32 protein-coding genes are annotated in these 24,329 nt (G+C 67.9%); 14 read left to right on the forward strand and 18 right to left on the reverse strand.

The window, feature by feature from the left end; genetic code table 11:
- Window positions 1-38 precede the first annotated feature (38 nt).
- Window positions 39-1,037 carry a zinc-binding dehydrogenase gene (locus I4Q42_RS12155; protein ID WP_198576335.1) on the forward strand — a complete coding sequence of 333 codons (999 nt, stop codon included), beginning with the start codon at window positions 39-41 and terminating at the stop codon, window positions 1,035-1,037.
- Between the two features lie 97 nt (window positions 1,038-1,134).
- Here the strand turns inward: I4Q42_RS12155 and I4Q42_RS12160 are convergent, their stop codons facing one another.
- The 16 genes from I4Q42_RS12160 to gapR all read right to left on the reverse strand — a co-directional run bounded on the left by I4Q42_RS12160 (window position 1,135) and on the right by gapR (window position 10,096).
- On the reverse strand, window positions 1,135-2,463 hold the full coding sequence (locus I4Q42_RS12160) for an MFS transporter (protein WP_198576336.1): 1,329 nt from the start codon (window positions 2,461-2,463) through the stop codon (window positions 1,135-1,137).
- 361 nt (window positions 2,464-2,824) lie between these two features.
- Window positions 2,825-4,234 carry a site-specific integrase gene (locus tag I4Q42_RS12165; RefSeq protein ID WP_198576337.1) on the reverse strand — a complete coding sequence of 470 codons (1,410 nt, stop codon included), beginning with the start codon at window positions 4,232-4,234 and terminating at the stop codon, window positions 2,825-2,827.
- Window positions 4,235-4,316: 82 nt separating this feature from the next.
- Window positions 4,317-4,535, reverse strand: a complete 219-nt coding sequence (locus tag I4Q42_RS12170; protein ID WP_198576338.1) for a hypothetical protein — start codon at window positions 4,533-4,535, stop codon at window positions 4,317-4,319.
- A 217-nt stretch (window positions 4,536-4,752) separates the two neighbouring features.
- Entirely contained in the window at window positions 4,753-5,205 is a 453-nt protein-coding gene (locus I4Q42_RS12175) for a hypothetical protein (protein ID WP_198576339.1), read from the reverse strand.
- Between the two features lies 1 nt (window position 5,206).
- Window positions 5,207-5,479 (reverse strand): hypothetical protein, encoded by a 273-nt coding sequence (locus tag I4Q42_RS12180; protein WP_198576340.1) that lies wholly within the window; start codon window positions 5,477-5,479, stop codon window positions 5,207-5,209.
- A 235-nt stretch (window positions 5,480-5,714) separates the two neighbouring features.
- A complete protein-coding gene (locus I4Q42_RS12185; protein WP_198576341.1) occupies window positions 5,715-6,713 on the reverse strand; it encodes a hypothetical protein in 999 nt (332 codons plus the stop codon).
- Complete coding sequence (locus I4Q42_RS12190; RefSeq protein WP_198576342.1) at window positions 6,710-6,943, reverse strand: hypothetical protein; 234 nt, start codon at window positions 6,941-6,943, stop codon at window positions 6,710-6,712. Before I4Q42_RS12190 ends, I4Q42_RS12185 begins: the two co-directional genes overlap by 4 nt.
- A 3-nt stretch (window positions 6,944-6,946) precedes the next feature.
- Window positions 6,947-7,408 carry a hypothetical protein gene (locus I4Q42_RS12195; RefSeq protein ID WP_198576343.1) on the reverse strand — a complete coding sequence of 154 codons (462 nt, stop codon included), beginning with the start codon at window positions 7,406-7,408 and terminating at the stop codon, window positions 6,947-6,949.
- Between the two features lie 5 nt (window positions 7,409-7,413).
- On the reverse strand, window positions 7,414-7,719 hold the full coding sequence (locus tag I4Q42_RS12200; RefSeq protein WP_198576344.1) for a hypothetical protein: 306 nt from the start codon (window positions 7,717-7,719) through the stop codon (window positions 7,414-7,416).
- Window positions 7,716-7,994: a hypothetical protein gene (locus I4Q42_RS12205; protein ID WP_198576345.1), complete on the reverse strand. Its 279-nt coding sequence runs from the start codon at window positions 7,992-7,994 to the stop codon at window positions 7,716-7,718. Before I4Q42_RS12205 ends, I4Q42_RS12200 begins: the two co-directional genes overlap by 4 nt.
- On the reverse strand, window positions 7,994-8,377 hold the full coding sequence (locus I4Q42_RS12210) for a hypothetical protein (protein ID WP_198576346.1): 384 nt from the start codon (window positions 8,375-8,377) through the stop codon (window positions 7,994-7,996). The genes I4Q42_RS12205 and I4Q42_RS12210 overlap by 1 nt, the downstream gene beginning before the upstream one ends.
- Window positions 8,374-8,760 carry a hypothetical protein gene (locus I4Q42_RS12215; RefSeq protein WP_198576347.1) on the reverse strand — a complete coding sequence of 129 codons (387 nt, stop codon included), beginning with the start codon at window positions 8,758-8,760 and terminating at the stop codon, window positions 8,374-8,376. The genes I4Q42_RS12210 and I4Q42_RS12215 overlap by 4 nt, the downstream gene beginning before the upstream one ends.
- Window positions 8,757-9,209, reverse strand: a complete 453-nt coding sequence (locus I4Q42_RS12220; protein ID WP_198576348.1) for a hypothetical protein — start codon at window positions 9,207-9,209, stop codon at window positions 8,757-8,759. The genes I4Q42_RS12215 and I4Q42_RS12220 overlap by 4 nt, the downstream gene beginning before the upstream one ends.
- Window positions 9,209-9,601 carry a hypothetical protein gene (locus I4Q42_RS12225; protein ID WP_198576349.1) on the reverse strand — a complete coding sequence of 131 codons (393 nt, stop codon included), beginning with the start codon at window positions 9,599-9,601 and terminating at the stop codon, window positions 9,209-9,211. Before I4Q42_RS12225 ends, I4Q42_RS12220 begins: the two co-directional genes overlap by 1 nt.
- Before the next feature lie 3 nt (window positions 9,602-9,604).
- Window positions 9,605-9,826: a hypothetical protein gene (locus I4Q42_RS12230; RefSeq protein WP_198576350.1), complete on the reverse strand. Its 222-nt coding sequence runs from the start codon at window positions 9,824-9,826 to the stop codon at window positions 9,605-9,607.
- A gap of 3 nt (window positions 9,827-9,829) precedes the next feature.
- Window positions 9,830-10,096 (reverse strand): nucleoid-associated protein GapR, encoded by a 267-nt coding sequence (gapR, locus tag I4Q42_RS12235; RefSeq protein WP_198576351.1) that lies wholly within the window; start codon window positions 10,094-10,096, stop codon window positions 9,830-9,832.
- Window positions 10,097-10,216: 120 nt separating this feature from the next.
- Here gapR and I4Q42_RS12240 point away from each other — a divergent pair, with 120 nt between their 5' ends.
- Window positions 10,217-10,636 (forward strand): hypothetical protein, encoded by a 420-nt coding sequence (locus tag I4Q42_RS12240; RefSeq protein ID WP_198576352.1) that lies wholly within the window; start codon window positions 10,217-10,219, stop codon window positions 10,634-10,636.
- Here I4Q42_RS12240 and I4Q42_RS12245 read toward each other — a convergent pair.
- Window positions 10,633-11,292, reverse strand: coding sequence for a S24 family peptidase (locus I4Q42_RS12245; protein WP_198576353.1), 660 nt, complete (start codon window positions 11,290-11,292; stop codon window positions 10,633-10,635). The genes I4Q42_RS12240 and I4Q42_RS12245 overlap by 4 nt on opposite strands.
- Before the next feature lie 451 nt (window positions 11,293-11,743).
- Entirely contained in the window at window positions 11,744-12,076 is a 333-nt protein-coding gene (locus I4Q42_RS12250; RefSeq protein ID WP_198576354.1) for a hypothetical protein, read from the reverse strand.
- A gap of 35 nt (window positions 12,077-12,111) precedes the next feature.
- On the opposite strand from I4Q42_RS12250, the gene I4Q42_RS12255 reads away from it, so the two are divergent.
- The 12 genes from I4Q42_RS12255 to I4Q42_RS12310 all read left to right on the forward strand — a co-directional run bounded on the left by I4Q42_RS12255 (window position 12,112) and on the right by I4Q42_RS12310 (window position 24,322).
- Window positions 12,112-12,492, forward strand: coding sequence for a hypothetical protein (locus tag I4Q42_RS12255; protein ID WP_198576355.1), 381 nt, complete (start codon window positions 12,112-12,114; stop codon window positions 12,490-12,492).
- A gap of 4 nt (window positions 12,493-12,496) precedes the next feature.
- Complete coding sequence (locus tag I4Q42_RS12260) at window positions 12,497-13,129, forward strand: hypothetical protein (RefSeq protein ID WP_198576356.1); 633 nt, start codon at window positions 12,497-12,499, stop codon at window positions 13,127-13,129.
- Between the two features lie 203 nt (window positions 13,130-13,332).
- On the forward strand, window positions 13,333-14,001 hold the full coding sequence (locus I4Q42_RS12265) for a hypothetical protein (RefSeq protein ID WP_198576357.1): 669 nt from the start codon (window positions 13,333-13,335) through the stop codon (window positions 13,999-14,001).
- Window positions 13,998-15,095, forward strand: a complete 1,098-nt coding sequence (locus tag I4Q42_RS12270; protein ID WP_198576358.1) for a DUF7146 domain-containing protein — start codon at window positions 13,998-14,000, stop codon at window positions 15,093-15,095. Before I4Q42_RS12265 ends, I4Q42_RS12270 begins: the two co-directional genes overlap by 4 nt.
- Entirely contained in the window at window positions 15,092-17,014 is a 1,923-nt protein-coding gene (locus I4Q42_RS12275) for a hypothetical protein (protein WP_198576359.1), read from the forward strand. Before I4Q42_RS12270 ends, I4Q42_RS12275 begins: the two co-directional genes overlap by 4 nt.
- 67 nt (window positions 17,015-17,081) lie before the next feature.
- Window positions 17,082-17,321, forward strand: a complete 240-nt coding sequence (locus I4Q42_RS12280; RefSeq protein WP_198576360.1) for a hypothetical protein — start codon at window positions 17,082-17,084, stop codon at window positions 17,319-17,321.
- A gap of 554 nt (window positions 17,322-17,875) precedes the next feature.
- Window positions 17,876-18,394: a hypothetical protein gene (locus I4Q42_RS12285; protein WP_198576361.1), complete on the forward strand. Its 519-nt coding sequence runs from the start codon at window positions 17,876-17,878 to the stop codon at window positions 18,392-18,394.
- A gap of 458 nt (window positions 18,395-18,852) precedes the next feature.
- Window positions 18,853-20,172 carry a hypothetical protein gene (locus I4Q42_RS12290; RefSeq protein ID WP_198576362.1) on the forward strand — a complete coding sequence of 440 codons (1,320 nt, stop codon included), beginning with the start codon at window positions 18,853-18,855 and terminating at the stop codon, window positions 20,170-20,172.
- A 9-nt stretch (window positions 20,173-20,181) separates the two neighbouring features.
- The gene (locus I4Q42_RS12295; protein WP_198576363.1) at window positions 20,182-20,511 is read left to right on the forward strand and encodes a hypothetical protein; all 330 of its coding nucleotides are present in this window, start codon (window positions 20,182-20,184) and stop codon (window positions 20,509-20,511) included.
- Window positions 20,504-22,681, forward strand: coding sequence for an Ig domain-containing protein (locus tag I4Q42_RS12300; RefSeq protein ID WP_198576364.1), 2,178 nt, complete (start codon window positions 20,504-20,506; stop codon window positions 22,679-22,681). The genes I4Q42_RS12295 and I4Q42_RS12300 overlap by 8 nt, the downstream gene beginning before the upstream one ends.
- A gap of 63 nt (window positions 22,682-22,744) precedes the next feature.
- Window positions 22,745-23,899 carry an acyltransferase family protein gene (locus I4Q42_RS12305; protein ID WP_198576365.1) on the forward strand — a complete coding sequence of 385 codons (1,155 nt, stop codon included), beginning with the start codon at window positions 22,745-22,747 and terminating at the stop codon, window positions 23,897-23,899.
- 219 nt (window positions 23,900-24,118) lie between these two features.
- Window positions 24,119-24,322: a hypothetical protein gene (locus I4Q42_RS12310; protein ID WP_198576366.1), complete on the forward strand. Its 204-nt coding sequence runs from the start codon at window positions 24,119-24,121 to the stop codon at window positions 24,320-24,322.
- Window positions 24,323-24,329 lie beyond the last annotated feature (7 nt).

The following is a 24,329-nucleotide window of genomic DNA, read 5'->3' on the forward strand; positions in this document are numbered from 1 at the left end:
TTTCTCCGACAGGCGGCGCCCGACCAAGCGAGCCGACCATGAGCAAGACCCTGGAAGTCGTCCTCAAGCGCACGATCGAGGAGATCCCGACCGCCGCCGATTTCGAGGTCGTCGAGCGCGCCGCCCCGACCAGCGCGCCGGCCGGCCAGCTGCTGGTGCGGGTGCTCTATCTGTCGCTCGATCCCTATATCGGCTCGCGCCTGCGCGGCCGGCACATGGGCGAGCCGCGCCCCGGTCCGGGCGAGAGCCTGCCGGGCGCCGCCGTCGCCGAGGTCATCGCCTCGGGCCATCCCGATTTCGTCGTCGGCGACCACGTGGTCGGCGAGGCCGGCTGGACCCAGGTCGGGCTGATGAACGCCGCCGAGGTGCGCAAGGTCGATCCCTCGCTCGGCGTCTCCAATCACCTGGGCGTGCTGGGCATGCCGGGCCTGACCGCCTGGGCCGGCGTCACCCAGTTGGCCAAGGTCGGCGAAGGCGACGTCTTCACGGTCGACGCGGCCGCCGGCAGCGTCGGCGGCACGGCCGGCCAGATCGCCAAGATCCTCGGCGCCAAGGCCGTCGGCATCGCCGGCGGGGCCGACAAGGTGGCGCAGGTGGTTCAGCAGTACGGCTTCGACGCCGCCGTCGACTATCGCAGCGAAGGCTGGGTCGACCAGTTGAAGGCCCTGACCGACGGCGGCCCCACCGTCCACTTCGAGAACGTCGGCCTGCCGATCCTGCAGCCGGTGTTCGGCCTGCTGAAGCTCTACGGCCGCGTGGTGCTGTGCGGCCTGTCGGCCCACTACCAGGTCGACGGCCCGCCGCCGCAGTTCGGCCTTGGCCCCATCGTCGGCAAGCGCGCCCAGATGCTGGGCCTGATCGTCTACGACTTCTATCCGCGCTGGGCCGAGTGGGTGAAGACCGCCGAGCCCTGGATCAAGGACGGCCGCCTGGTGCAGGTGGAGGACCTGGGCGACGGCATCGAGACCGCCCCGGCCCAGTTCGAGCGGCTGATGAAGGGCGCGAACTCGGGTAAGACCCTGGTGAAGGTGGGCTGAGGCCCTCCTTCTCCAAAGCGCGTCATCCCGGAAAGCCCGAAGGGCTTATCCGGGACCCAGGGGCCGGCGCACTGCGCCGGCCTCAGTCATTTTGGGCTCAAGCCTTCCCAAACCGCGCATAGACCGCCGCCGCCGCGATGTTGAACGCCGCCGGCAGGAACGAGAACGCCATCGCCACCCCGATCAGCGCCGAGCCCGGCTGGGGCGCGCCCTGCATCGCCAGGGCGCTGGAGAAGCCGAAGGCCGACAGCACCAGGCCCGTCAGCAAGGTGCCGCCCAAGGCAAAGCCGATCTTGTCGGCCCCGGTCCACAGGGCCGAGAACACGCCGGCCCGGCTCTCGCCATGCGCGGCCTCGTCCTTGGCGATGACGTCCGACAGCAGGCTGTAGCTCATCAGGCTCCAGCCCGAATTGAACAGCGCGAACAGCAGCACCAGGCCGTAGATCGCCGGCAGCGGCGCCCCGGCCATCAGGCCCCACAGCCCCTGCACGACACCGTGGCCGAGGGCGGCGGCGATGTAGATCCGCTTGCGGCCGAAGGCGGTCGACAGCTTGATCCACAGCGGCTGGGCGGCGATGACCACGGCGCTCATCATCAGCACAATCAGGCCCAGCTGGTTCAGGGCGTCGGTGCGGCCCATGTTGTAGCTGAGGAAATAGACCATGGCCGCATAGCCCAGGCCCGAGCCGACCAGCTGCAGGATGTAGGCGGCGAGCAGCGGCCGGAAGGTGGCGTCGGTGACGGCGCTGAGAATGGCCTTCAGGCGCAGGGCCGGCTGGCCGGCGGCCTGCACGACGGGGCGCGGCGAGGCCAGGAAGGCGATCAGCAGGCTGACCGAGCACACCGCCGCCAGCACCAGCGACATCTGCGAATAGGCCGGCCGGCCGCCGCCCCAGGTCTGGACCAGCACCGGCGCCAGGGCGTTGCCGACCAGCAGGCCGATGGCCGAGAAGCCCATCCGCCAGGCCATGACCACGGTCCGCTCCTTGGGATCGTCCGACAGCTCGGTGCCGATCGCCAGGTACGGCACCGAGAAGGCCCCGAACACGATCATGTAGACGCTGAAGGCGCAGGCCACATAGACCGCCTTGGCCGTGGCGGTTCCCTCCGGCACATGGAACAGCAGGATCAGCGCCGCCGGCGCCAGCAGCGCCCCGACCAGCAGCCACAGCCGTCGCGGCACGCGGTCCTTCCAGCGGTCGGAGACCAGCCCGACGGTCAGGTCCGACAGCAGGCCCCAGAACAGCTTGGGAAAGAAGATCGCCGCGCCCGCCAGCGCTGGCTCGACGCCCAGCGCATTGGTCATGAAGAACAGCAGCAGCAGCGACGGCGCGTCGCGGAACACCTGGCCGGCGATCTGGCCCGCGCCATAGCCGGCGTGGACGAGAAGGGGCAGGCGGGACGAGGGCGGCTTGGCGGCGGTCATGGCGCGGATCCGATGAAGACGATCTCGCGACGCTAGGCGCGAAACGGCGGTTCAAGGGGGCGTGAGCGGCGGCGCCCGACTGTCGGACAGTTGCCGGCGAAAACCGCGTACGGTTGCGCGAAGCGGCGGCGCCGGCCACTTCAGCGGCCATCCGGCCTCAGTTCACAAGGTCTAGGAGGGAATGGTGGGTGTAGTAGGATTCGAACCTACGACCCGCTGATTAAGAGAAATAGGGTCCAAGGAAAAAGCTAAGTAAATCAAAGGGTGTTGAGCAAAAGCGCGGGCTGTAATGGGCCGTTGCATGTCGTCTTTTGTCGAAAAACTCACACGGTCGTTTCCGAAACTCACACGGGGCCTCCGATTACAGGGCGAGGCCCGACGCCCGGTAGTAGGTTTCCAGCAGATCCTTGCCCTGGTCGGCGATTTCCGGCCCGATCTCGCCATAGTGGCGGTCGCCCAGTTCCTTGATGTGCTTGCGGCTCTGCAGGGTGCGGCTGGCCAGCTGGTCGTCCGACAGGCCCGCCTGGCGCGCGATCGTCCAGGCGGTGTCGCGCAGGTCGGCGAAGGTGAGGTCGGCGATGCTGGGGCAGGCGAGGGCGGCCAGGTCGCGCACGTCGGAGAACCTGCGGCGCAGGTGCTCGCTGTCGGCCTCCATGCCGCGCTTGCTGGTCGTGTCGCGCTCGCGCTTGAGCTGGATGACGCGGCGATCGGCCGCCTTGAGCGGCTGGACCTTGTCGTCCTTGCGGCGGGCCAGGATCGCGTCATAGCGGTTGCGGCCGATGAAGGTCATGGGCGTGCCGCCCTTGCGCCCGGTCTTCTGGCGGGCGGTGTGGGCGCGATAGCCGGGCAGCACCTTGGCCTCGGTCAGTTGCAGGATGTCGATCGCCGACCACGACAGGTCGAACGAGAGGATGGCCGCGTCGGCGACGTCCTCGTAACCGTTGGCGTCGGCGGCGGCGATCAGGGCGCGCAGCTCGTCCAGGGTGGCGGGGCGGATGCGCCCCGGCGGGGTTTCGCGCTCGACCTCCTTGGCCCAGTTGACCACCTCGCGGCGCTTGCGCTTGCGGATCCAGTTAAGCCAGACCGACGCCACGGCCAGCACGCCCGAGGCCTGGTTGACGCCCGCGTGCTGATGCAGCGCCCAATAGGCCTCATAGAGGGGGTCGAACAGATCATCGTCGCCCTGCTGGACGGGCTCCAGCGTCATGATCGACAGACCGCGCAGGGTGGCCAGGTCGCGGGTCATGCGGGCGCGGCCGGCGGCGTCGCTGGCGAGGGGGCGCTGGGCGTAGCCGGCGATGGCCTCCAGCAGCCGCCCCAGCTTGTTCTTGTAGTCGCGGCGGGTGGCGGCGGACTTGGAAAGGTATTCGTTGCTTTCCAGCCAGGCCGTTTCCAGGGCGCCGATCGAGGCCCCGACCGCCACGGCCATGGTCTGAACCGAGCTGAGCGCGGGGGCGAAGGCGGCCAGGTGAGGCGGCGTCTCGTCGCCGGCTTTCCAGGCGGCCACGGCGGCATTGATCTCGCGGGCCATGTCGATGGCCGCGCCGTAGGACAGATAGACGCCCTTGTCGTCGACCAGGCTGCCGCTTCTCCAGCCTGCCTTGCGCGGCGCGGGCTGCGGGATCCAGCGCGGGCGGAACGAGCCGTCGGCCTGCGGCCGGGGCACGAAGCCGGGCGGCAGGGCGCCGTGGGCGCGCTGGGCGCGCTTGGCCTTGGGCGGATCGACGCGCCTGTGGCGCGGGTCGGCGGGGCGGCGGGGCGCTTTGGACATGAAGGCCTCCTCTCAAAAGGCCGGGGGCGACGAGTGATCGCCGCCCCCTTGGTCTTGTCAACCGCCGCGCCAGCCTGGCGCGTCAGTCGGACGGATGGGGTGAAAAGCCCAGGTCGCCCAGGCCTTCGTCGAACTTGCCGGTCACCACGTCGACCAGGTCGGCCAGGTCGGCGGTGTCGGGACCGCCCAGCGAGCGGGCGCCGGCCGGGTCGGCGATGCGGAGCAGGGCGGCCAAGGCCCGGGCGGCCCCGCGCGCGCTCTGCATGGCCGGCGGCAAGGTTTGAAAATCAACGCTACTCAAGAAAGCCCCCAATCACAGGTTTAGGAAGGGCGCACTATGACTAGGAGATTAGTTCAGTCCGCCATGCGACAAGCTGTCGCACGCGGGAGTAAATACAAACAAACAACTTGCGATGTCGCGAGGTTGTATTTGCGAAACAACCCTTGGGGGAAGTGGTTAGACTCCGTGTTACTCTTGTGGACTCTGGAAGCGTCGAGGGATTAATAGTCAAAGCTGACTATCTAGGGTTTATTCGAGTTTGGGCAGAGGGCCTTGCCGTCTGCTTCTCGCCCTCTCCCTTGTCGCTGATAGCGGCGCGGCCGGCGTCGGTGATGACGTAGCGCCCACGGTTCGCGATCGCGGCTCCCTTGTTCGTGAGGCCCTTCAAGACCTCGTAGGGGTAGGCGTCGCGAAGGTCGGTCGGCTCGTCGGTCATGACGGCGAGCGCGATCAGCTCTTCCGGGGTGAAGACAGGCGGGGCCTGTAGGCGGTCCCAGGCTTCATCGGCCGAAGCGCACGCTACGCCGTCCACGATCCATTGCCGCTCGCCGGTGCGCGTCGCGCGATAGTAGCGGTCGATGTAGCGAAGGCGGCGCTCTTGATCGCACCGGCCGCCCTCACCGAACCATTCCTTGCCGCCGTTGTAGTGCGAGCCGTCGCGGCGCACGGTCCAGTCGCTCGGGAACGCCATGTCAGCCTTCTCCCTTGTCGCTGAGAGCGGCGCGGCCGGATTGAGCGGCGAGGGTGAAGATATCGACCGCCTTGCCTGCCGGCGGAGCCTCGACGAAACCGTGACGCCGCTTCAGCATCGCCTTCCACCCTAGGATTAGGGCGTTAGCGCGTTCTCGCTCCCGTACGTCGCTGGGGTTGGTGCTGTCGCCGATCGCGTGAACGAGAGCCTCGCGCTCTCTGATCGCGTAGCGGAGTGCGCTGCGCTCCAATTCTCGAACCGTCAGCTTCGCCATCAGCCTTCTCCCTCGGACTGAGGGGCGGGCATTTCAGCGTCCTCTTCAGCAAGGTCGCTGTAGGTGCGCGCTTGAGGCTCTTCCTCGACCTGGCCCGACCCTCCGCACGTTTTGCAGGCGTGCGTCTCGGTGATCGGCTCGCCACGGTCGTAGTCGATCCAGCCGGTAGGCACGTCCCAAATGCCCTCACCGCCGCAGCCTGGGCAGATGACGAAGCGTGCTTCGTGGCGACAGGTCACTGATCACCCTCCCCTTGAGGAGAGAGGGCGGCGAGCAGGGCCATCAGGTCGGCGAGCGAGAGGCCGGGGACGGTCGCAAGCTTGTATTCCTCCGCCACCATCTCGGGCGAGTAGATGAAGGCCCGATTGCGCGACATTTCGCGATCAGCGCCCGCCTTCCGGTCGGCAACGGCGGCGTAGACCCGTTGGAACGCTTCGCCCTCCACCAGCGCAGCCTTCTCGTCAGGGGCGGCGGCCTTGCGTAGGGCGGCGATAACCCAGTCGATCCTCTCGCGGTCGTAGCCGTAGATCTGGCCGAACGCCTTGGCGCCCGGCATCGTGTAGAGAATCCACACGCCGTCTTCGCGGTCGAAGCTCGCACCGAACCCCTCGCTATCGGGGAAGGCCTTCGATAGATCCGGTTTACCCTCTTCCCCCTCATGGGAGACGGCGGGAGGCGAGGGCGCGGCGGCGAGGATCGAAGCGCGGTGGCGCTCGATGCTGTCGGCGATCGACGACTGGCCGACCTCGCAGGCGATTTCGAAGCCTTCGCGATAGCGGTTGCCTGCGCCGTCGTCTTCGAAGTTCTGGTGCTTGGCCAGGTAGCGCAGCGCCTGCTGGGCGCGCTCCATCGTCTCGGTCATCACCTCGGTCAACCGCGCGACGACTTCGGCGCCGCCCAAGCCCTGATCGCGCTCGGCCGCCAGGGCGCGGTTGTGCCAGCGGTCCTTGGCCGCCAGCAGCCACTCCGCCTCGGCCGGCAGGCCGACCGCCGCCAGTTGGCGGATCCGCCCATCGGCGTCGCGCGTGACATCGGCGTGCCCTGGCGCATGGCCGTCATTGCGATCCATGATCACGCGCAGGGCGGCCTGAACGGCGGGGTGATCGTTCCAGATGCCGTCGGCGCGGAAGCGCGCAAGGTCGCCCTCGCCATAGTCTTCCATCACCGCGTCGGCGGCGGCGCGGGCCTCCGCCAGTTCGGCGGCGGTCTGTTGACCGAAGCGACGCCCGCTCACGCCGCCGCCTTCCCGCCCGACGCCGCGGCGAGCCAGGCGCTGAGCCGCAGGAAGTTTTCGTGGCTGAGGGTGGCGTCGGCGTTGGCGGCGCGGCTGAAGGTGGCGGCCGAGACGCCGGCCTCGGCGGCGGCGTCGCGATAGCCGGGCAGGTCGGCGCGGTCGGCCAGGCGCTGGCGCAGGGCCTGGGCGAAGGCGACGGCGTCGAACAGGGGTTTGATCAACTCGGTCATGGCTCAGGCGCGCTCCTCGATCGTGGCGGGGTTCCAGCCGATGACGATGCGCGCCAGCTCGTGGGCGCTTTCGTCGTCGCGGGCGTTGTCGCGCTGCCATGTCCACAGGGCGGGCCAGTCGGCGAAGCCGTCGTGGGCGGCCAGCCTGGGCAGGTGCTCGGCGGCCTGGGGCATGGCCTGTTCGCAGGCCTCCAGCAGGCGGGCCAGGCCCGCGCCGTGGTCGTTGAAGGTGAGCACGGGGCCGACGATGCGCAGCACGCCCGCGCCGGTGATCATCACCTGGGCGCGCAGCACGCACAGGGCGGTGACGCCGGCGGCCTTCTTGCCGGGCCCCTGCGGAAACAGCAGGGGGATGCGGTCGCCCGGCCGGGCGTGCTTGGCCACGCCGATGCGGCGGAAGGTGAGGTCCTTGCTACCGTCGCGAATGGCGGCCTGGAAGGCGGGTTGAAAATTATAGGCGACCATGGGCGTCAGGCTCCTTGGCGTTGGAGAAGGCCGCGCAGGGTGCTGCGCTGGCGATCGAGGCGGGCGGCGTCGGCGGCCTGGGGTGGGCGAGACGCGGCGGGGGCGGGCGGGGCGGGCTGGGCCTGGTGCTGGCCAGCCTTCAGCGCGGCGATGGCGTCGGCGTCCCACTTGGGGTGGACGCCCGGGCCGCTGAGGAACGGCGCGGGCAGGCGGCCGTCGGCCACCAGGTCGCGCCAGACGTGGGCGAACCGCGAGCGCGACAGGCCCACGGCCTGGGCGACGGCCGCCTGGGAGAGGGCGGCGGCGGTCACGACTGGGATCGCCTGCTGGCGTGAAGCCGTAGCGACCATTGGGCGCAGGCCAGTTCGAATAGCTGGTCGGCGGCGAGGTTTGCCGCTTCTTCCACCTTGTGGGTTTCGACCGCGTAGCCGACGACGTCGGCTACGGTCATGCCGGCGGCGTTCAGGAGCGCGGCGATCGCGGCCGGCTGGGCGTCGATGTCGAGGTCAGCGAACGCGGCCAGAGTTTCGGCGCGAACCTTTTCGGCCTGCGCGAGAATGCGCTCGGCCAGGTGTTGCTTGCCCATCAAGCCGCCTCCCGCTTCTCGCCCTGCAGGGCCGCGTCGGCATGCGTGATGGCCTGGGGGTGCAGCACCACGGCGGCCAGGTCGCCGCTGGCGCCGAACATCTGGGGCGAGGTCGCCAGGTGCTGGGCCAGGGTGAGCAGCGCATTCCACGTGCGCTCGCCGGCCGGCGACAGCAGCGGCCCTTCGCCGTGGGCCAGCCAGTCGGCCGACAAGGCGCCGGCGGGCAGCTCGCGCACCGAGACGATCAGGCCAAAGCCTGCGAGGTAGTGGGCGGTGCTGGAGACGTCGGCGACCAGGGCGCCCAGGGGCGTCTTGCGGGCGGTCTCGGTGTCCAGGCTCTTGCGCCAGAGGGCGCTGGCGGTGCGATTGCGGCGGCCAGTCATGCCGCGCTCCTTTCGGGCTCTGAGGGGGCCAGCTGAAGGCCCGGCGCCGCCGCCGGCTGGCGCACGCGGGCGCTCCAGTCGGGATCGGCCGCGGCGATGGCCTGGGCCAGCTTGTCGCGGGCGGCGGGGCCGAACGGGGTGAAGAGATAGGCAAAGCCCGGATCCACGGCCTGGCCCTCGGGCGCATAGACGGTCACCCGCACGCACGGCCCGCTGGCGTGGACGGCGTCGCGGGCGGCGTTGGCGTCGCGCAGGCCGAACGGCATGCCCGCGTGGCCGCGCTCGACCAGCAGGGCCAGCAGGGCGCGGGCCAGCTCGTCGGCGGTGGCGAAGGTGCGATCAGGCTCGAACCCGCGCCCCAGGCAGAAATTGGCCCGGCTCATCGGCGCACCGCCGCGGCGTCGAGCGCCGCGCCCGTGGCCACCATCCAGGCGATGAAGAGGCAAAAGGCGATGGCGGCGGCGATCATCAGCCAGGGCATGGCTCGGTCGAGGGCGTCCATGGCGATGGCGACGCGGGCGCCCAGGCTCGGCCGCCCCAGGATCTGGCGGGCGGCGGCGGGCGTGACTTGGTGGCCCTCGTCGATGAACACGCCCGTGACCTCGTGGCCGCGAATGGGGTTGTCGGTCGGCAGTCGCACAACCTTGCCGCCGGCCGCCTCCCACTGGGCGACAAGGACGGGGTGCATCTGAGACTTGCCGGTTCCCTCGCCAGCGATGATCAGGGTCATGCCGCGGGCCGGCTTGCCCTCGGCGTCGCGCCTGTGGCCCAGGCGCAGGCGCTCGGCGGCCTGGGCCGCTTCCTCCTCGGGCGGCGGAGCGTAGGGAACCATCAGTGCGCCCTCCGGTCGGTGTGCCGGCCGCCGTCGCAGGCCGCTCCGTTGATGCCGTTCGCCAAGGCACGCGCGGCGATTGGCGCGAGGAACGCTTTGCCGGCGGCGCCCATGGCGCCAAGGTGGGAAACGGCGCAGTGGACGGCCACGGTGGTGACGTTGCCGTAGGTCGAGGTCTTGCTGAATTCGCCCAGGGCCGTCATGCGCTGCAGCGTGGTCAGCACCAGGCGCTCGATCAGCGCGCCCATGGCCGAGAGGGTTTGGTCGCCCGGTGAAATGTCGGCAAGCGAGCCGGTGATGGCGATCATGCGGTCAAGCGCGCCGTCCAAAGCGGCCTGCATGTCCTGGGCCTGCTGCTCGGTCATCGACGTTGTGAAGTGAACCTTTGTCATGGCTCAGGCCTCCGGGTAGTTGCGACGGTGGCGGTCGGTGTCGCGCTCGACCTCGGCCTCGATCGCCTCGACGTTGGCGGCGTGCATGGCGGCGAAGGCGCGGCGCTCCTCGGCGCAGGCTTCCAGGAAGTCGGCGAGGGCGCTGCTGGCCTGATAGATCGCGCCCGCGACGACGGCGAAGGCGACGAAGGCCAGGACGGGGTGTTGCTGGATCAGCTGGGTCATGGCTCAGACCTCCCCGATGGCGGAGAGGTAGAGGTCCAGGATGGCGTCGGCCTCCTGGCGCTTGGCGCGGTCGGTCTTGCGCAGGCGCACGACGGTCTTCAGCACCTTGACGTCGAAACCGTTGCCCTTGGCTTCGGCGTAGACCTCGTCGATCTGGTCGCTGATCTCGGCCTTTTCGACCGCCAGGCGCTCGACGCGCTCGATGATGGATTTCAGCTGGCCTTGCGCGGTGCTGTTGAGCACGTCGGCATGCGGTGTGGGTTCGGACACGTTCGCCCCTTCCGTTTGTGTTTCGTGTGAAACGGTGACAGGGACGGATGGTAGAGGACTAATGGTCCTAATCGTCAACCCAAATGTTCCACGTGGAACAAATATAGGGACGGTTTGCCGATGGCGACCAGGACGGTCGGTTGTCAAACTGGCGCAATGAGGCGCGCGATTTTGATTTTGGGCGGGGTTGCTGCCGCTGTGGTTGGTGGTGGGTTCTGGGCGTGGTCGGCTATCGAGGCCTCGCACGCGGCAGAACTGAGAGAGGCCTACAGGGCGGGGCTGGAGCGACGCAACGCGCGCTTCCTGAACGCCCACCCTGATGTGGCGGGCGACTACGTCACGGAGGTGCGAGGTGGTGCGCCGTTCGCTGTTATGGGCGACCCGCTAGAGGTGCAAGTCAGGGTCGACTGTGAGCAGTCAGGGGCCGACATGCCTATCGATATTCAGGCTTGCGAACAGGCTAAGGCCGCGTTGAAGGCGGCGCGCAAGCGCGAGGCTGAGGAGGCCCGAGCGTTGGTGTATGGCGTGCCCGCTAATTAAAGCTTGAAGGCGACGGCGTGCAGTGCGCGAACTTTGGTCGCTTCGTAGGTCAAGGTCTTGGGCTCATTCCACTGTTTGGCGAACACATGACCTTGGCGCTGGCCTTCGTAGGTCTTGATCACGCCTGAACCATCGGTGAACTCGATAACGACGTCACGATCGCGGGCCGGCGGATAGTTTTTTCGCACAATCAGCGTTTCGCCCGGGAAGATCCGTGGCTCCATGCTGCTGCCCATTGGGCGAACCCCGAAGAACTCGCCTGGGCCTAGCGCCAGGCCATGGGGCAATTCAATCCAGTCGATGACCTCACCCTCATTCAGGGCGATGCGTTCGCCGTCGCTAGCGGCGGCGTAGCCGAACACCGGGACCTTGTTGCGTGAAGATGTCGGCGGCGGCCCGAACTGCTGAGGTTCCGGCGGGGTTTCGTTGAAGAAGGCCCGAACCTGCTGGGCGTGGCGTTCGCTAAGGTCGCCGCCGCTTTTGAGCTTCCGGTAGAGGTAGCTCGAATTCATCCCGAGCGTCTTAGACAACTGGTAGGCCGCGCCGCGAGGCATGGTCTCCAGGCGTTCAGCGACGATCGTCCAGGTCAGGGCTTCTTCCATGACCGAACGGTATGCGGTGTGTCGCGAGAGAGCGGTATTGACCGAATAGGCCAAATCAGTTCAGCCAAAATGGGACGGATGGTCCGTGACGGAAAGTCCCTATGCGACAAATTGTCCTAAACCACAAGGCCCAGCCTGACGAAACGCCCGTAGAGCGGGTGTTTCGCGTGTTTGGCGCCGCTCGTGCGAGCGCCATTGCCGGTCTTACGACCGAGGCGTTGAGGAAGTGGAACCGGCGCGTCTCGACCGGAGGTCAAGGTGGTCTAGTGCCGGCGCGGTATCAGGCGGCGTTCCTCCGGGCGGCGCAGGCTGACGGTCTGGCGTTGAGCGCCGAGGACTTCATTGCGGAGGCCCGGCAATGATACCGATGAAGTTTCGCGCCCGGGACTACGTGAGGGGTCGCTTCACCTTGGCCGAGGTGCTGGAAGCGCGGGCAGATGCGCGTAAGGCACAGGGCGTAGCGCCGCGGCTGGCGCGGCTGGATCCCCGATCGCCGGTGTTGCCGCTAGTTGACTGGCCCGCGTGTGCCTGTGGCGCCGGGGCGGGCGTAAGCCTGCAGGCGCTCGGCGAACTCGCGCAGCAGCTCCAACTGCTCGGAGCCGATCCCGCCGTCGTCCGAATGGCCGCTGTACTGCATGACCGCGTCCATGAAGAGTTGGGCGTTCTCGGCCGGCGTGACCGTCTTGGCCTTAATGTTGTTCACGAAGCCCAGGGCCAGGCCGAACAGAACAGCTTCGGCGGCGCCCAGGCGCAGGTGGGCTTCAACGCCTCCCTCGCCAAGCTTGTCCACCGTCTTTTCCAGCGCGCGCAGGCGCTCCTGAACCGTCTTTTCGCCCATGCCCGCAAGCTGGGCCGAGTCCTCGGCGGTGGCAAATGACCCCCTGGACCCCCACCGACCTGGCCACCTGGCGCGCCCTGGTCGCCGAGGCCCAGGCCTGCGCCGACAAGCCGGCGCGCCGCGCGGTCGAACTGGGCAAGCTGGCCCGCAAGGCCAACCGGGCGGTGATCCCCGCCGTCTCGCCCGACGGGGTGGGCCGGTGCTTCAACCTGTTCCGCTTCGCCGAGACCTTCGCCTGCCTGGATGCGGCGGGCCGGGCCAGCAACGCCAAGGCCCTGGGCGAGAAGGCGGCGCTGGCGGCCCTGGCCATCGACCCGCCGCCGGCGGGGCAGGCGGGCGCCAACGTCGTCGAGTTGGCGCCGCCGGCCGACGCGGCCCCGGCGCCGGCGCGCTTCCGCGCCGATCTGGACGGGTGACGCCATGTCGGGGGCCGATCGCAAGCTGAAGACCGAAAACTACGACGCCGCCCGGCCGCGCTGGATCGTCGCCGCCCGGGTGGTGGCCGACCACGAGGACGTCAACGCCGTGCAGGTGCAGTTCGCCGGGGGCGGGGAGACCCGCGCCGGCGCGGGCCTGATCCGGGCGCGCAAGCTGAGCTTCTACCTGGGCCACGTGGCGGCCGGGCTGTCGGTGCATGAACTGGCCAATCTGAGCAAGGCCACGCGCAAGACCATCCGCGAGCATATCCAGGCGGTGGAAGACGAACGCGACGACGGCTCGCCCCTGGCGGTCGAGCTGGACGCCCTGACCGCCGAAATCCAGCTGATCCTGGCGCGCAAGGATTACGTGGCCCAGCGCCGCGCCGTGACGCTGGCGCTCGCCGCCGACCAGGGCGTGGGCGGGATGGGCGCGCCCGAACCCCTGCCGCCGCTGGCCCGCGCGGCCCTGGACCCGGCGCTGGACCGCCTGCTCGCGACCTGGCACGCGGCCGACACGGCCAGGGCCGCCTGGGCGGCCCTGTGCGCCGCCGGCGAGGCGGCGCTGCTGATCACCCACGACGACGCGGCCGGCGCGGCCGTGTCGCTCGTCACCGACCTGCGGGAGGCCAGCTGATGGCCCCCGCGCACAAGACGCCCGCCCCGCAATTGCAACAGCCGCCGACCGACGCGGCTGGAATGCCGATCCAGAGGGACTTCACAAGCCGTGCGGGGAGAACGGGTGGGTATCCCGCGGCTCATGGATCGGAAGTTCGGCAGGCCGGGGGCGGGTTGCGCCCCGCTCCCGGCCGCACCTCAGGGAGAGGCGACGCTCTGCAGGTGGCGGCCCTCTATGTCGAGACCGGCGGCTGCTACTTCGGCCTGCCTGACGTAACCGTCGTTGGCCACGGAGAAGATCACGCTGACGGTTCAACGACGGTGCATCTTGACGGGAGGGCCTATCGCGGGCCCTGGCCAGTCGTGGCCCATCCGAGCTGCAAGCGTTTTGGGCGCTTCTGGCATGGCAGCACGCGCAAGCCGCACCAGTTCAAGATGGGCGACGACGGCGGCTGTTTCGAGCACGCCCTGTCGACCGTCCGCGCCTATGGCGGCGTCATCGAGCACCCCTGTGACAGCCGGGCCTGGGGTCTGTTCCAACTCAACGCGCCGCCTCGTCAAGGCGGATGGGTAAAAGCTGACGATCTGGGCGGCTGGACCTGCTGCGTGGATCAGGGGTTCTACGGCCACTTCGCAAACAAGCTGACGTGGCTCTACGTTTTCGGGGTGAGCCGCGAAGACCTGCCCGATCTGCTGTGGGGCAAGGGTGAGCAGCGCCTGCATCCTGTCGCGCTGGAGAAATACGGCTACGAAAAAGCCCGGCGCATCGGGATGATGGCCATGGTGGGCGGCAAGGACAAAGTCCGTATTCGAAACCGGACCCCTGAGCGCTTCCGTGACCAGCTGCTCTCGATCGCGCGGTTGTCGCGCGCGCGGACGCTGACCCGATGACCCCCCAGCGCCGCGAACTTCCCTACGCCTGGGCCGAGGTCAAGGCGCAGCTGCAGGCCAATATCAACCGCCTGCTGACCCGCCTGGGCTTTGGCCAGATGAAAGAGGACGACGGCCGCGTGTGGCCCAGGAACCCCTGGCGCGACGATCGCCGGGCGGGCTCGTTCAACATCGCCGTGGCCCGGGTGAAGAACTTCGACATCGGGGCCTGGCACGACTTCGCCACCAAGGACGGCGGCGACATCTTCGACCTGATCGCCCGCTGCGAGCGCCACGCCGACAAGATGAGCACCTACTGGTGGGCGCTGGAATGGCTGGGCTGGGGCAAGGGCGAGGTGCGCACCAAGGCCCAGGCCGACCAGGACCGCGAGCGCGAGGAGGCCAACCGCCGCGCGCGCGAGGCCAAGAGCGAGGAAGAGGCCAGCGCCAAGCGCCAGCAGCTGCTGGGCAAGTGGCTGGCCCTGCCGGGGATCGGCGGCACGGTGGCCGAAACCTATCTGCGCGAGGCGCGGGGCATCGACCTGTCGCGCCTGCCGAAACTGCCCGAGGCCCTGCATTTCTCGCCCGCCTGGGACCACTTCGACAAGGAAACCGGCGAGATCACCACCTGGCCGGCCATGGTCAGCGCCATGACGCGCGGCAGCAAACTGGCGGGCCTGCATATCACCTGGCTGGCGCCGGACGGTTCGGGCAAGGCGCCGGTGACCCCGGCCAAGAAAATGCGCGGCAGCGTCAGCGGATCGGCGATCCGCCTGACGCGCGGGGCCGGCGGCCTATCGCCGACCGAAGCGCAAAAGCGCGGCGCGGCCATTCCGCTGGTGATCGGGGAGGGGATCGAAACCACCCTGACCTGCGGCGTGGCCCAGCCCGGCTATCGCGCCTGGGCGGCCGGGTCGCTGAGCCTGATGGGCCTGCTGGACTGGCCGCCCTTCGCCAGCGCCGCGATCCTGCTGCGCGACAACGACTGGAAGCCCGAGGCCGTCGCGGCCTTCGACAAGGTGGTGGACCACTGGCGCGCCCAGGCCGCCGGACGCCCCCTGAAGGTGGTGGGCGCCAAGGTGGGCAACGACTTCAACGATTGGGTGCGCGCGTGAATAGGCCGGTCAACCCTTACGACGCCATCGCCCGCGAGCTGGAGCTAGACCCGGTCGAGTTCAGCGAACTGCGCCAGCAGGGCCTGGCCGATCCGCCGCGCGGCTGTCCCATGAAGGTCAAGGACAAGTGGGGCGAGGAGCACGACATTGAGCCTGGCGGTTGGCGCGAGGCCGGTTTCATCGGCGACGACGGCGCGCTGCCCTACAACTGCCCGATCATCCCGCTGGGCCAGGATGAGCAGTTCATCTATGTGCTCTCGCCCCTGGGGCACGTGCGGATGCTGAAGGAAAACGTCGGCAAGACCGCCCTGATGATGGCGTTCGGCGGGCGGGTGTCGTGGCTGGAATGGGCCTATCCGCGCTGGAGCAAGGGCACGGAAACCTCACCGGCCGAGGTGACGGGCTTTGCGGCCGAGAACCTGCTGATCGACCTGATCAACGCCTGCGCCTGGAAGGGCGGGTTCGCGATCGAAGACCATATCCGCGGGCGCGGCGCCTGGCGCGACGATGACGGCAGTCTGATCTATCACGCGGGCGACCGGGTGCTGATTCAGGGGCGCTGGCGCGCCTGCGGCGAGTATAACGGCCATATCTATGCGGCCCGGCCCAAGCTGGGGCGACCGGCGGCCAAGTACGAGGCCGAGGGCGAGGGCTCGCCCGGCGACAACCTGCTGGGCCTGCTGCGCACCTTCAACTGGGATCGCGGCGAGCTGGACGCGCGCCTGACCCTGGGCTGGCTGATGACGGCCAAGGTGGGCGGGGCGTTGCGCCGCCGGCCGGTGCAGTTCGTCAACGGCGAGGAGGGCAGCGGCAAGAGCACGCTGCAGGAATTGCTGCGCCTGGCCATGAATGGCGCCCTGATGAGCACCAGCAACACCACCCAGGCCGGGATCTATCAGAAGATCCGCCAGGACAGCGTGGCGATCCTGGTCGACGAAATGGAGAGCAAGGAAGACAACCGCGTCGTCGACAAGATCCTGGAGCTGGCGCGCATCGCCTATAGCGGCGACAAGATGCAGCGCGGCGGCCAGGACGGCCAGGGCAAGGAATTTGCCCTCATGTCGTCGTTCATGGGCAGCTCGATCGCCAAGCCGGCCACCAACGCCCAGGACGACAGCCGCATGGTGGTGTGCCTGCTGCGCCCGCTGATCCGCAAGCCGGGCGTCGAGGCCAAGGAAATCGACACGCGCACCATCGAGCAGTGGGCGGCCGACGTGGCCGCCGACAGCCCGATCAGCGCCGGCGACGTCGATCTGTGGGGCCGGCAGCTGCTGCGCCGCTGGTTCGAGTGGTGGCCGCGCTGGGGCGGCCTGCTGCGGGTGTTTCGCCAGGCGCTGCTGGCGGCGGGGCATGATGACCGCTCGGCCGACACCTTCAGCCCGCTGGCGGCGGCCTGCCACGTGGCCCTGCGCGACACCCTGCCCGAACCCGCCGAGTTGAAGGAATGGATGGAATGGCTGCGCGCCGACCAGCTGGTGGAGACGGCGACCAAGGAAAAGACCTGGCGTCGCTGTTTCATGCACCTGCTGGGCGCCACGCCGCGCTATCTCGAGCAGCAGGCCAGCAAGAGCGTCGGGGCGGCGCTGGAGGCCTTCAAGGCCGATCCGATGATGCAGCCCGACGAGGTGAACCGGCGCCTGGCCATGAGCGGCCTGGCGCTGAGCTGGCCCAAGGCTGGCGATGGCGGGTTCTCACCCCAGGCGTGGGACACCGCGCGGCTGTTCGTGCCGGCCAAGAGCGCCCAGCTGTTCGAGTTGTTCGCCGGCACGCCCTGGCAGGGCCACCTGGCCTCGCCCGGACCCTGGATCGGCGTGCTGCGCCAGATGGACAAGGGCCTCTGGGAGAACGGCAAGTGCGACAAGGGCCTGGACCGCAAGGCCAGCGGGATCTTCATCAACCTCGCCGACGCCCTGGCATAGGGCGTTCAAAGGGGCCTTCCCGCGCCCCATCGGCGCGCTAGGGTGCCGCTTTGGCAATGGAGGCGTCATGCCGTATTTCAGCAAGTTCGACGGGCCGCACGACGAGGTGGTGTGGGTCGATATCGAGAGCATCGTTTCGTTCTCAGCCTATGAGGCCCCGGCGGGCGACGACGAATGTTGCCACCTGCGCCTCGCTGGCGGCCATGCCTTTACGGTTAAAGCGACCGTCGAGGCGGTCGAGGAGGCTCTGATTGGCCGCCAGATCGAGGGGCTGCAGGACGGCCGCCGTCGCGCGCCTCGACGCTAAAGGGCGCGGCCGCCAGCGCGGGAGCGCTGGTGGCCGTGACTGACGGCGCAGGGGCCGCCAGGCCCCGGTGCGCGCCGTCTCCGCTTCTCTTGCCTACGCACCGGCGCAGCGCCCCGCAGGGGCGCGGTGCGCGCCGGTTCCGCCTCTTCCTACGATCGCCCCGACCCCGACCCGTTGGCCGCGATCAAACTATGCCTAAGCCTCCCCCGACCCTCGCCGGGGTAGCGTGAAATTCGGATCGGGGCGATTTGAGCCCGGTTCTAGACGGTTCTGGCGACGGTTCTACCGAAACGCGAACCCGATCAACAGCTTGCAGCGATAGAACCCTTAGAACCGTCAGAACCCTGGCGGCGTGCTCCTATGCACTCATGCAGGCGCACACATGTAGAGGTATAGGGTTCTAACGGTTCTATAGGTTCTGTATCTAGTAAGTGCTTAAAAAAACGGAATTAATCGCAGAACCCAACGGCAGAACCCAACAGAACCCATAAACAATGGCCGATTTATTCGACCTAACCCCGACAGCGGGCGTTTTGCCGACAGCGGGAGCGGCGGTGGAAAACGCGCCGAGGCGCGGCCGGCCGAAGGGGGCGAAGAACAAGCGGGCGGGCGACCTGGGCGCGATCCTGACCGCTACGCATGAGGGTCGCACGCCGGGCCAGCAGCTCGCGGCGCTGTGCATGCCGACCGCCCAGGACCGGCGCGAGGCCAAGGCCCGCGCGCGGGCGCTGGGCTTCAAGGACGTCGATCTGCTGGCGGCCGTGGTCAAGGCCGAGAACCTGGCCAAGGCCCTGGGCTGGGTCGATGCGGGGACGGGCAAGCCGACCATGCAGGGGGTGCGCGACGCCTGGGCGATGATGTTCAAGGCCTATGGCGAGCTGCTGCCCTACGTGCACCAGCGCCTGGCGCCGAAAGAGGCCGAGAAGCCCCGCGACCAGGTCCCGCTGATCCTCATGGATCCCGAGCCGTCGGGCGGCGCGATGCTGCCGAGCGCGTTCGTGGAAAGCGAGGAAGATCAAGCACTTATCGAAGTGCTGCCGATCGAACTCACACGAACCAACTCACACGACTAGCGCCAACCCCTTACGCCGTAAGGGTTAGAGGCCATTGCGCACGCTGATTGAAAATCAGCAGGCCGCGCCGCCTGGGCGCTCGCGCCGGCCGCCAGGGGGAGGGGACCTCCCCCCGGCCTTGACCACCCCCCACCCCCCCAAACGCGGCCGGCCCCCTCGTCCCTAGGGGTGTTCTTCCGTCCGGTATCACGTCTTCACGCCAAGCCCCCCGCCTGCCGGGGTCGCCGAACCTGTCCGCGTCGAAACGGGTCAGGGTCTGGGAAGGCGGGTCAGGGGTGTCGGAGAGCGTTCAGACCTTAGACCTGCGCAACTACGCCGGGCCGGTGGCCAAGGCGTATGAGCACAGCCGCGCGAAGATCGCGCTGCTGGGTGGTCCTACTGCTGGGGGAAAATCGCAGGGCTCTGCCCGGCGGTTTCTCCGCGTCACTCTCATGCAGCACCCTAGCCCAAGGGACGGCGTGCGCAAGTGCCGGATCACCTGCGTGGCGCCGACCTATCGGATCCTGTGGGACACGGCGATCCCCAGCTATCTGAAGGTCTGGCCCAAGACCTGGGGCCAGTGGAGCGGCGCCAAGGGCGACCCGGCGGAACACGTCTTCAGCCTGAACTTCAACGGCGCGCCGGTGCAGCTGGAAATGAAGTTCCGGGCGCTGCAGGACAAGTCGGCCGAAGAGTTCATGCGCGGCCGCGAGACCACGGGCTGGTGGTTTCCGGAAACCGACACCATGCCGGCCGAGGACCTGCTGAGCCTGGCCGCCAACCGGGTCGGCCGCTATCCCGAACCCGACGACCGCTGGGACCCGGAAGAGGCCCGGGCCAAGGGGTGGGCGCCGGCCTGGGCGGGCGTCTATGGCGACTTCAACGCGCCGATCGTCGGCAGCTGGTTCCACGACAAGTTCTATCTGCGCCGCGAGGATCGCGAGGGCCTGTTCATGCAGCCGCCCGGCCTGCTGGCCGACGGCACGCCCAACGCCGAAGCCGAAAACCTGCACAATCTGCGCAAGATCGACCCGGATTATTATCGCGCGCTGGCGTCGAAAATGTCGGATTACGACATCGCCCGCCTGCTGATGTGCCGGCCGGGCTGGCCGCGGCTGGGCAAGCCGGTCTATGCCCACTTCCGCGACGAGGTCCACGTGGCCACCGTCGACATCGAGCCCGATCCGTCGCTGCGCGTGGTGATCGGGGCGGATGCGGGCCAGACGCTGAACCCGGCCGCCACCTTCAGCCAGGTCAGCTACAGCAACCAGCGGCGGGTGATCGAGGAGATCACGCCGGTCAAGCGCCAGATGGACCTGACCGAGTTCGCCGCCGAGATCCGGCGCACCATGGACACCCGGTTCCCGCGCTGCCGCGAGGCCGAAATCATCGTCGATCCCTCGGCCAAGGCCGGCAGCACGATGAACAGGGCGATCAGCTACGCCCAGCTGCTTCAGGCCCATACCGGGATCGCGGTGCGCCTGGCGCCCAGCAACAAGCCAGAGCAGCGGATTAGCGCGGTCAGCGACCGGCTGCGCCGCTCGGCGGGGCCGGGCGAGCCCGCCCTGCTGATCAGCCCGCGCTGCCGGGGCCTGATCGCCGCCTACAGCGGCGGATACCACTTCGCCAAGACCGGCAACGCCTATCGCCCGCTGCCCGAGAAGAACGAGCACAGCCACGAGGCCGACGCCGACCAGTACGCCGAACTGGGGGTCAGCGGCCTGGGCGCGACGGCCGGCGGCTTTATCCCCCCCTCTGCGCGCGCCTCGCACAATGGCCCGGGTGTCATCCTCGACTAGGGCCAGCGCATGAAAATCCAGGGCGATCGGAACTACCCCGTGCCGGTGCAGGGCCTTGCGGCCAAGCCGAAAGCGATTTTTCAGGCCACGCTGACTAGCGCCGCCCAATCGCTCGCGGCGCTGCGGGGGTCGGCGCTGCCGGATGGCGCCGTCTACGCCATGATCCGCGTGGAAACGGCCAACGGTCGTTGGCGCGACGACGGGGTCGACCCGACGGTGTCGGTCGGCATGCTGCTGGCCACCAGCGACCAGCCGCTGATCTATGACGGCGACCTGGCCGCGCTGAAACTGATCGCGGCCAGCGGTTCGCCGGTCCTGACGGTGGCGCTCTATGCCTAGGTCGATCAGCGCCGGCATCGCCGGTTTTCGCGCCCTGAGCGTGGGCGGCGCCGCGTCCGCCATCCTGGCCATGAGCTGGATGCCGCCCGCGGCCACGACGGGCGTGGCCTACAATTCCGCGCCCATGGTGACCGGTGGGAACGCGCCGTACATCTTCGTGATCACGGCCGGCGCCCTGCCAGCGGGCCTGACGCTGAATCCCGCGACCGGGGCGGTGACGGGCACGCCGACCACGGCCGCCACCTATGCGTTCACGATCGCCGTCACGGACGCCAGCGGCTCGGCGAGCGTGGCCACGTCTATCGCCGTCAGTGCGGCGAGCGCGGTCATGAACCTCTTTATCACATCCGATCAAGACAGCGTTGCGGGCGAGGAGCGAGACGATAACCTGGCTAACGCCCTGTTCCTGATCGACCAGGACAAGTTCAACATCGTCGGCTACGTGGCCAACGCTCCCGATGGACTTGCATCGTCCTATGATGGGCTGTTCCTGGCTTACGAGGCTGATCGGCCTTATCTGCAAGCCCGCAACCCGACCGCCACCTTTAAAACCAAGGCGCAACTTGCGCCGCTCGTATACCAGGGCTCGCAGACTGACGCCCCAGCCGCTGGTTACTGGACGTCGGGCGATACTGGCTACGCGGCCGAGCATGCTGCCGCTCAGGCGTTGATCGCGGCGGCTGTAGCCTACGGAAGCCCCTCGTCGAGCGATCCGTATCAAAAGCTTTGGGTCGCCAATATCGGAGGCTACACGACCCTCGCGCAAGCTTGCTACGAGGCGATCCAACTTGGTCAGCAACCCGACTTCCTAAAGCGCATCCGCCTGATCGGCAGCCTGACGCACAACGCCAACGTCACCCTCAACTCGTGGACTTATCTGGCTAGCAACCAATGGCGCACGCCCTCCTATGGCGCGGGCCTGTTCGACGACCTCTGGATGGTGTCTTGGACCGGTAAAGGTACGGCGTTCACCAGCCAGGCAGGCGACACCGACGCGTTTTGGGACACCAAGGTCCGGCCGTTTGGCGCGCTCGGCGCCTACCTGGAAAAGGTGCGCGCGAACTCGGGCTACACTCAACGCTTCCCGCGTGGGCAGGACAGCGCGGCGTGGCTCTGGCTGCGTGAGGCCATGCGCCTGAACAGTTTCGACCCGGCCGACGCCAGTAACGGCCTTGGGCCGATGCAGCTCTACAACACGGGCGCGGCTTGGCCCTACAGCCAGTGGACTGGTGGCGGTACGTATCCGTCGTCTGGGATCGACACCAAGTACAGCCCGACCCACTGGGCCGCCCCGGCTCCGATGTCCGACAGTACGTCGCGCAGCACGATCAACATGACGCAATGGTATGCGCTCATGGAGGCGGCGTTCGCGAAGTGCCGCCCCGACTACTGGACGCCAGATCGCATTACCGGCACGTCGTGGATGGCCTACGCCGCCGACCAGCAAGATGGCGCAGTCGGCTCAAGCTCGCTTCTTGCCGCCAACGCTCTGTTCACCCGCTACGGCGTGGCTTTGCTCGCGCAGGCCACGGCCGCCAAGCGCCCCGTCAAGTCTCAAACGTCCGCGCTCGCCAAGCCGGGCATGACCTTTGACGGCACCGACGATGAACTGATCACCACCAACGCTGCGAACGTCCTCGCCATGCTGGGCGGGGTAAACTCCAACTCTCGCTGGTTCTGGATGGCCCGCATCGAGAAATCGAACGACACCAGCACGCGCTACCTGAAGACCATCGGCAGTGGCGCCACGAACCGCAACTACCTCTACAAGTCGAACGATAAGGCCTCCGGTGTTTCGGACGGAACCGCGGGCCTTGTCGACACCAGTCGCCCGGTGTTCAACGACACGAACGGCGTGCTGTGCATGGTGATCGGCGGTCTCGATGGCACGACCGAGTTCGGCTATTTCAACGACTTGCCATTCAGCCCGAGCCCCACGGCGACGATCGCCGCTCCAACCACCAGCACGGCGCTATTCGCCCTCGGCTCCAACGGCGCGAGCAACAACTACTCGTCGATGGTCTACATCGCCAGCGGCGTGGTCGTGGGCTCGCAACCAACCCTCGATACGGTCCAGCGGCTCACTGCTTGGCTGTCGTGGGAGATCTACGGCGACGGGCGCCTGTGCGCTTCGGGTAATCCTTACAAGGCCGCTCGCCCGGCAGACTGACGGGAGCGCCTCCAAATTGCTGCACGCGAAGTTGCGTCCCTGCTGGCTACCGGCTAGGCAAGCATGGCCGCAACATCATCGGGGGCTTTGATGGCGAGTGAAAGAAAGCAGTACCTTGGTATCGACCTTCTGCGGTTCGCAGCCGCAGCGATCGTCACGGTTTATCACCTGACCTTCTGGGTCACCTACTTCCCGACGGGCATGAGCGCCAAGGTCGCCATCACGCCCATCCCGGCGACCCTGATCAGTCCGCACATGGAGTTTGGCTGGATCGGTGTGCAGATCTTCTTTGTCATCTCCGGTTTCGTTATCGCGTTCAGCGCCGCTCAGGCGTCTGCGAGCCAATTCCTAAAAAGCCGACTGCTTCGCTTAGCGCCGGCTGTCTGGATTTTGGCCCCGCTTAGCGCCGTCGCCCTAGTCACTACCCACGCGCTTTCGACCAAGGCGACGGTGGCGATCTTGTTGAAATCGCTTGCCTTCTTTCCGTTTTCGCCTTGGGTAGATAGCGTGTACTGGACGCTCGGCATCGAGATTTCCTTCTATGCCATGGTCTTTGTGCTGCTGATTGCCGGATTGATGCGCTTCTTTGAGCACGTCATGTCGGCGGTTGGTTTGATCAGCTTGGTCTACTGGATCGCCAGCCTATGGCTCAACGAGCCCCATAACCGGCTCTTCGAGTTGGCCCTCATCGAACACGGCTGCTTCTTTGCGTTAGGGGCCTTCCTATGGTTGGTCAGCGCACGAGGAGTGACGAACTGGCGGTTGGTCATGATCGGGCTGTCGATCGCGGCTGCGATGATTGAAATCCCTTTTGAGGTACACGAACGCGCGCTGAAAACTGGATCGCCTGGTCACATTCTGCCGCCGATAATCGTCTGGGGATCGCTGGTCGCTTTCATGGTCGCCTCGATCCTTCTACCCGCGGTCAATAAGTCGCTGGCTCCCTGGAGCGTTGCGCTGCGAAAACTGGGCCTGATGACTTACCCGCTTTATCTGGGTCACAACGTGCTCGGTGCGGCCCTTTTGGGTGGCTTGGCTCGCCTCGGATTTACGGGCCTCCTGCCGTTGGTAGGCGTGGCAGCCTTGTCGGCAGGCTTGGCCTATATTGTGGCGGTCATCCTCGAGCCTCGGCTCCGAACGTGGCTGTCGCGAACGTTTGATGCCGCTACCGACCTAGTCGCGGTCCTCGTTGCGCGCAGAGGCGCGGCTCAACACTAAATGACCCCCCGTTCCTTCGTGCAGCCGGTTCCAGCGGTGCTGCACGAAGGAACGAGGCTCCGGCCGAGCAAGAGATGGGGTTCTGATGCTCGGCCGGACATGCGCAGGCGATCCGGGGGGATACGGCTGCGCAACGCGCTAGACAATGCTGAGCGGCGCAGCTTGTTCCCGCCAAGCTCCTAACCCCCCCGGGTCTTTTTTCGCCCGAAGCTCAACCCCATGAGCTTCCTCCGCGCCCCGAAGGCTCCCGAGAGCCAGACGCCGCCCAACCCGGACGACGTCGCCAACCGATCCAACGACGCGCGCCGGCGCCGCCTGCTGGGCGGCGGGCGCAACGCCACGGTGCTGGGCCAGATGGCCGAAGGCGCATCGGCGGGCGGGGCCAGTCCCCGCACGCTGACCGGCCTGAACCCGGGCGGCTGAGGGGAGC

Origin of the sequence: Caulobacter hibisci, from assembly GCF_016135805.1 — a bacterium.
Taxonomy (GTDB): Bacteria; Pseudomonadota; Alphaproteobacteria; order Caulobacterales; family Caulobacteraceae; genus Caulobacter; species Caulobacter hibisci.

Bases quoted from the DNA above. Each gene is read 5' to 3' on its own strand.
- I4Q42_RS12155 (WP_198576335.1), top strand. From the start codon at position 39: ATGAGCAAGACCCTGGAAGTCGTCCTCAAGCGCACGATCGAGGAGATC.
- I4Q42_RS12160 (WP_198576336.1), bottom strand. From the start codon at position 2,463: ATGACCGCCGCCAAGCCGCCCTCGTCCCGCCTGCCCCTTCTCGTCCAC.
- I4Q42_RS12165 (WP_198576337.1), bottom strand. From the start codon at position 4,234: ATGTCCAAAGCGCCCCGCCGCCCCGCCGACCCGCGCCACAGGCGCGTC.
- I4Q42_RS12175 (WP_198576339.1), bottom strand. From the start codon at position 5,205: ATGGCGTTCCCGAGCGACTGGACCGTGCGCCGCGACGGCTCGCACTAC.
- I4Q42_RS12180 (WP_198576340.1), bottom strand. From the start codon at position 5,479: ATGGCGAAGCTGACGGTTCGAGAATTGGAGCGCAGCGCACTCCGCTAC.
- I4Q42_RS12190 (WP_198576342.1), bottom strand. From the start codon at position 6,943: ATGACCGAGTTGATCAAACCCCTGTTCGACGCCGTCGCCTTCGCCCAG.
- I4Q42_RS12195 (WP_198576343.1), bottom strand. From the start codon at position 7,408: ATGGTCGCCTATAATTTTCAACCCGCCTTCCAGGCCGCCATTCGCGAC.
- I4Q42_RS12205 (WP_198576345.1), bottom strand. From the start codon at position 7,994: ATGGGCAAGCAACACCTGGCCGAGCGCATTCTCGCGCAGGCCGAAAAG.
- I4Q42_RS12210 (WP_198576346.1), bottom strand. From the start codon at position 8,377: ATGACTGGCCGCCGCAATCGCACCGCCAGCGCCCTCTGGCGCAAGAGC.
- I4Q42_RS12215 (WP_198576347.1), bottom strand. From the start codon at position 8,760: ATGAGCCGGGCCAATTTCTGCCTGGGGCGCGGGTTCGAGCCTGATCGC.
- I4Q42_RS12220 (WP_198576348.1), bottom strand. From the start codon at position 9,209: ATGGTTCCCTACGCTCCGCCGCCCGAGGAGGAAGCGGCCCAGGCCGCC.
- I4Q42_RS12225 (WP_198576349.1), bottom strand. From the start codon at position 9,601: ATGACAAAGGTTCACTTCACAACGTCGATGACCGAGCAGCAGGCCCAG.
- I4Q42_RS12230 (WP_198576350.1), bottom strand. From the start codon at position 9,826: ATGACCCAGCTGATCCAGCAACACCCCGTCCTGGCCTTCGTCGCCTTC.
- I4Q42_RS12240 (WP_198576352.1), top strand. From the start codon at position 10,217: ATGGCGACCAGGACGGTCGGTTGTCAAACTGGCGCAATGAGGCGCGCG.
- I4Q42_RS12250 (WP_198576354.1), bottom strand. From the start codon at position 12,076: ATGGGCGAAAAGACGGTTCAGGAGCGCCTGCGCGCGCTGGAAAAGACG.
- I4Q42_RS12255 (WP_198576355.1), top strand. From the start codon at position 12,112: ATGACCCCCTGGACCCCCACCGACCTGGCCACCTGGCGCGCCCTGGTC.
- I4Q42_RS12260 (WP_198576356.1), top strand. From the start codon at position 12,497: ATGTCGGGGGCCGATCGCAAGCTGAAGACCGAAAACTACGACGCCGCC.
- I4Q42_RS12270 (WP_198576358.1), top strand. From the start codon at position 13,998: ATGACCCCCCAGCGCCGCGAACTTCCCTACGCCTGGGCCGAGGTCAAG.
- I4Q42_RS12280 (WP_198576360.1), top strand. From the start codon at position 17,082: ATGCCGTATTTCAGCAAGTTCGACGGGCCGCACGACGAGGTGGTGTGG.
- I4Q42_RS12295 (WP_198576363.1), top strand. From the start codon at position 20,182: ATGAAAATCCAGGGCGATCGGAACTACCCCGTGCCGGTGCAGGGCCTT.
- I4Q42_RS12300 (WP_198576364.1), top strand. From the start codon at position 20,504: ATGCCTAGGTCGATCAGCGCCGGCATCGCCGGTTTTCGCGCCCTGAGC.
- I4Q42_RS12305 (WP_198576365.1), top strand. From the start codon at position 22,745: ATGGCCGCAACATCATCGGGGGCTTTGATGGCGAGTGAAAGAAAGCAG.
- I4Q42_RS12310 (WP_198576366.1), top strand. From the start codon at position 24,119: ATGAGCTTCCTCCGCGCCCCGAAGGCTCCCGAGAGCCAGACGCCGCCC.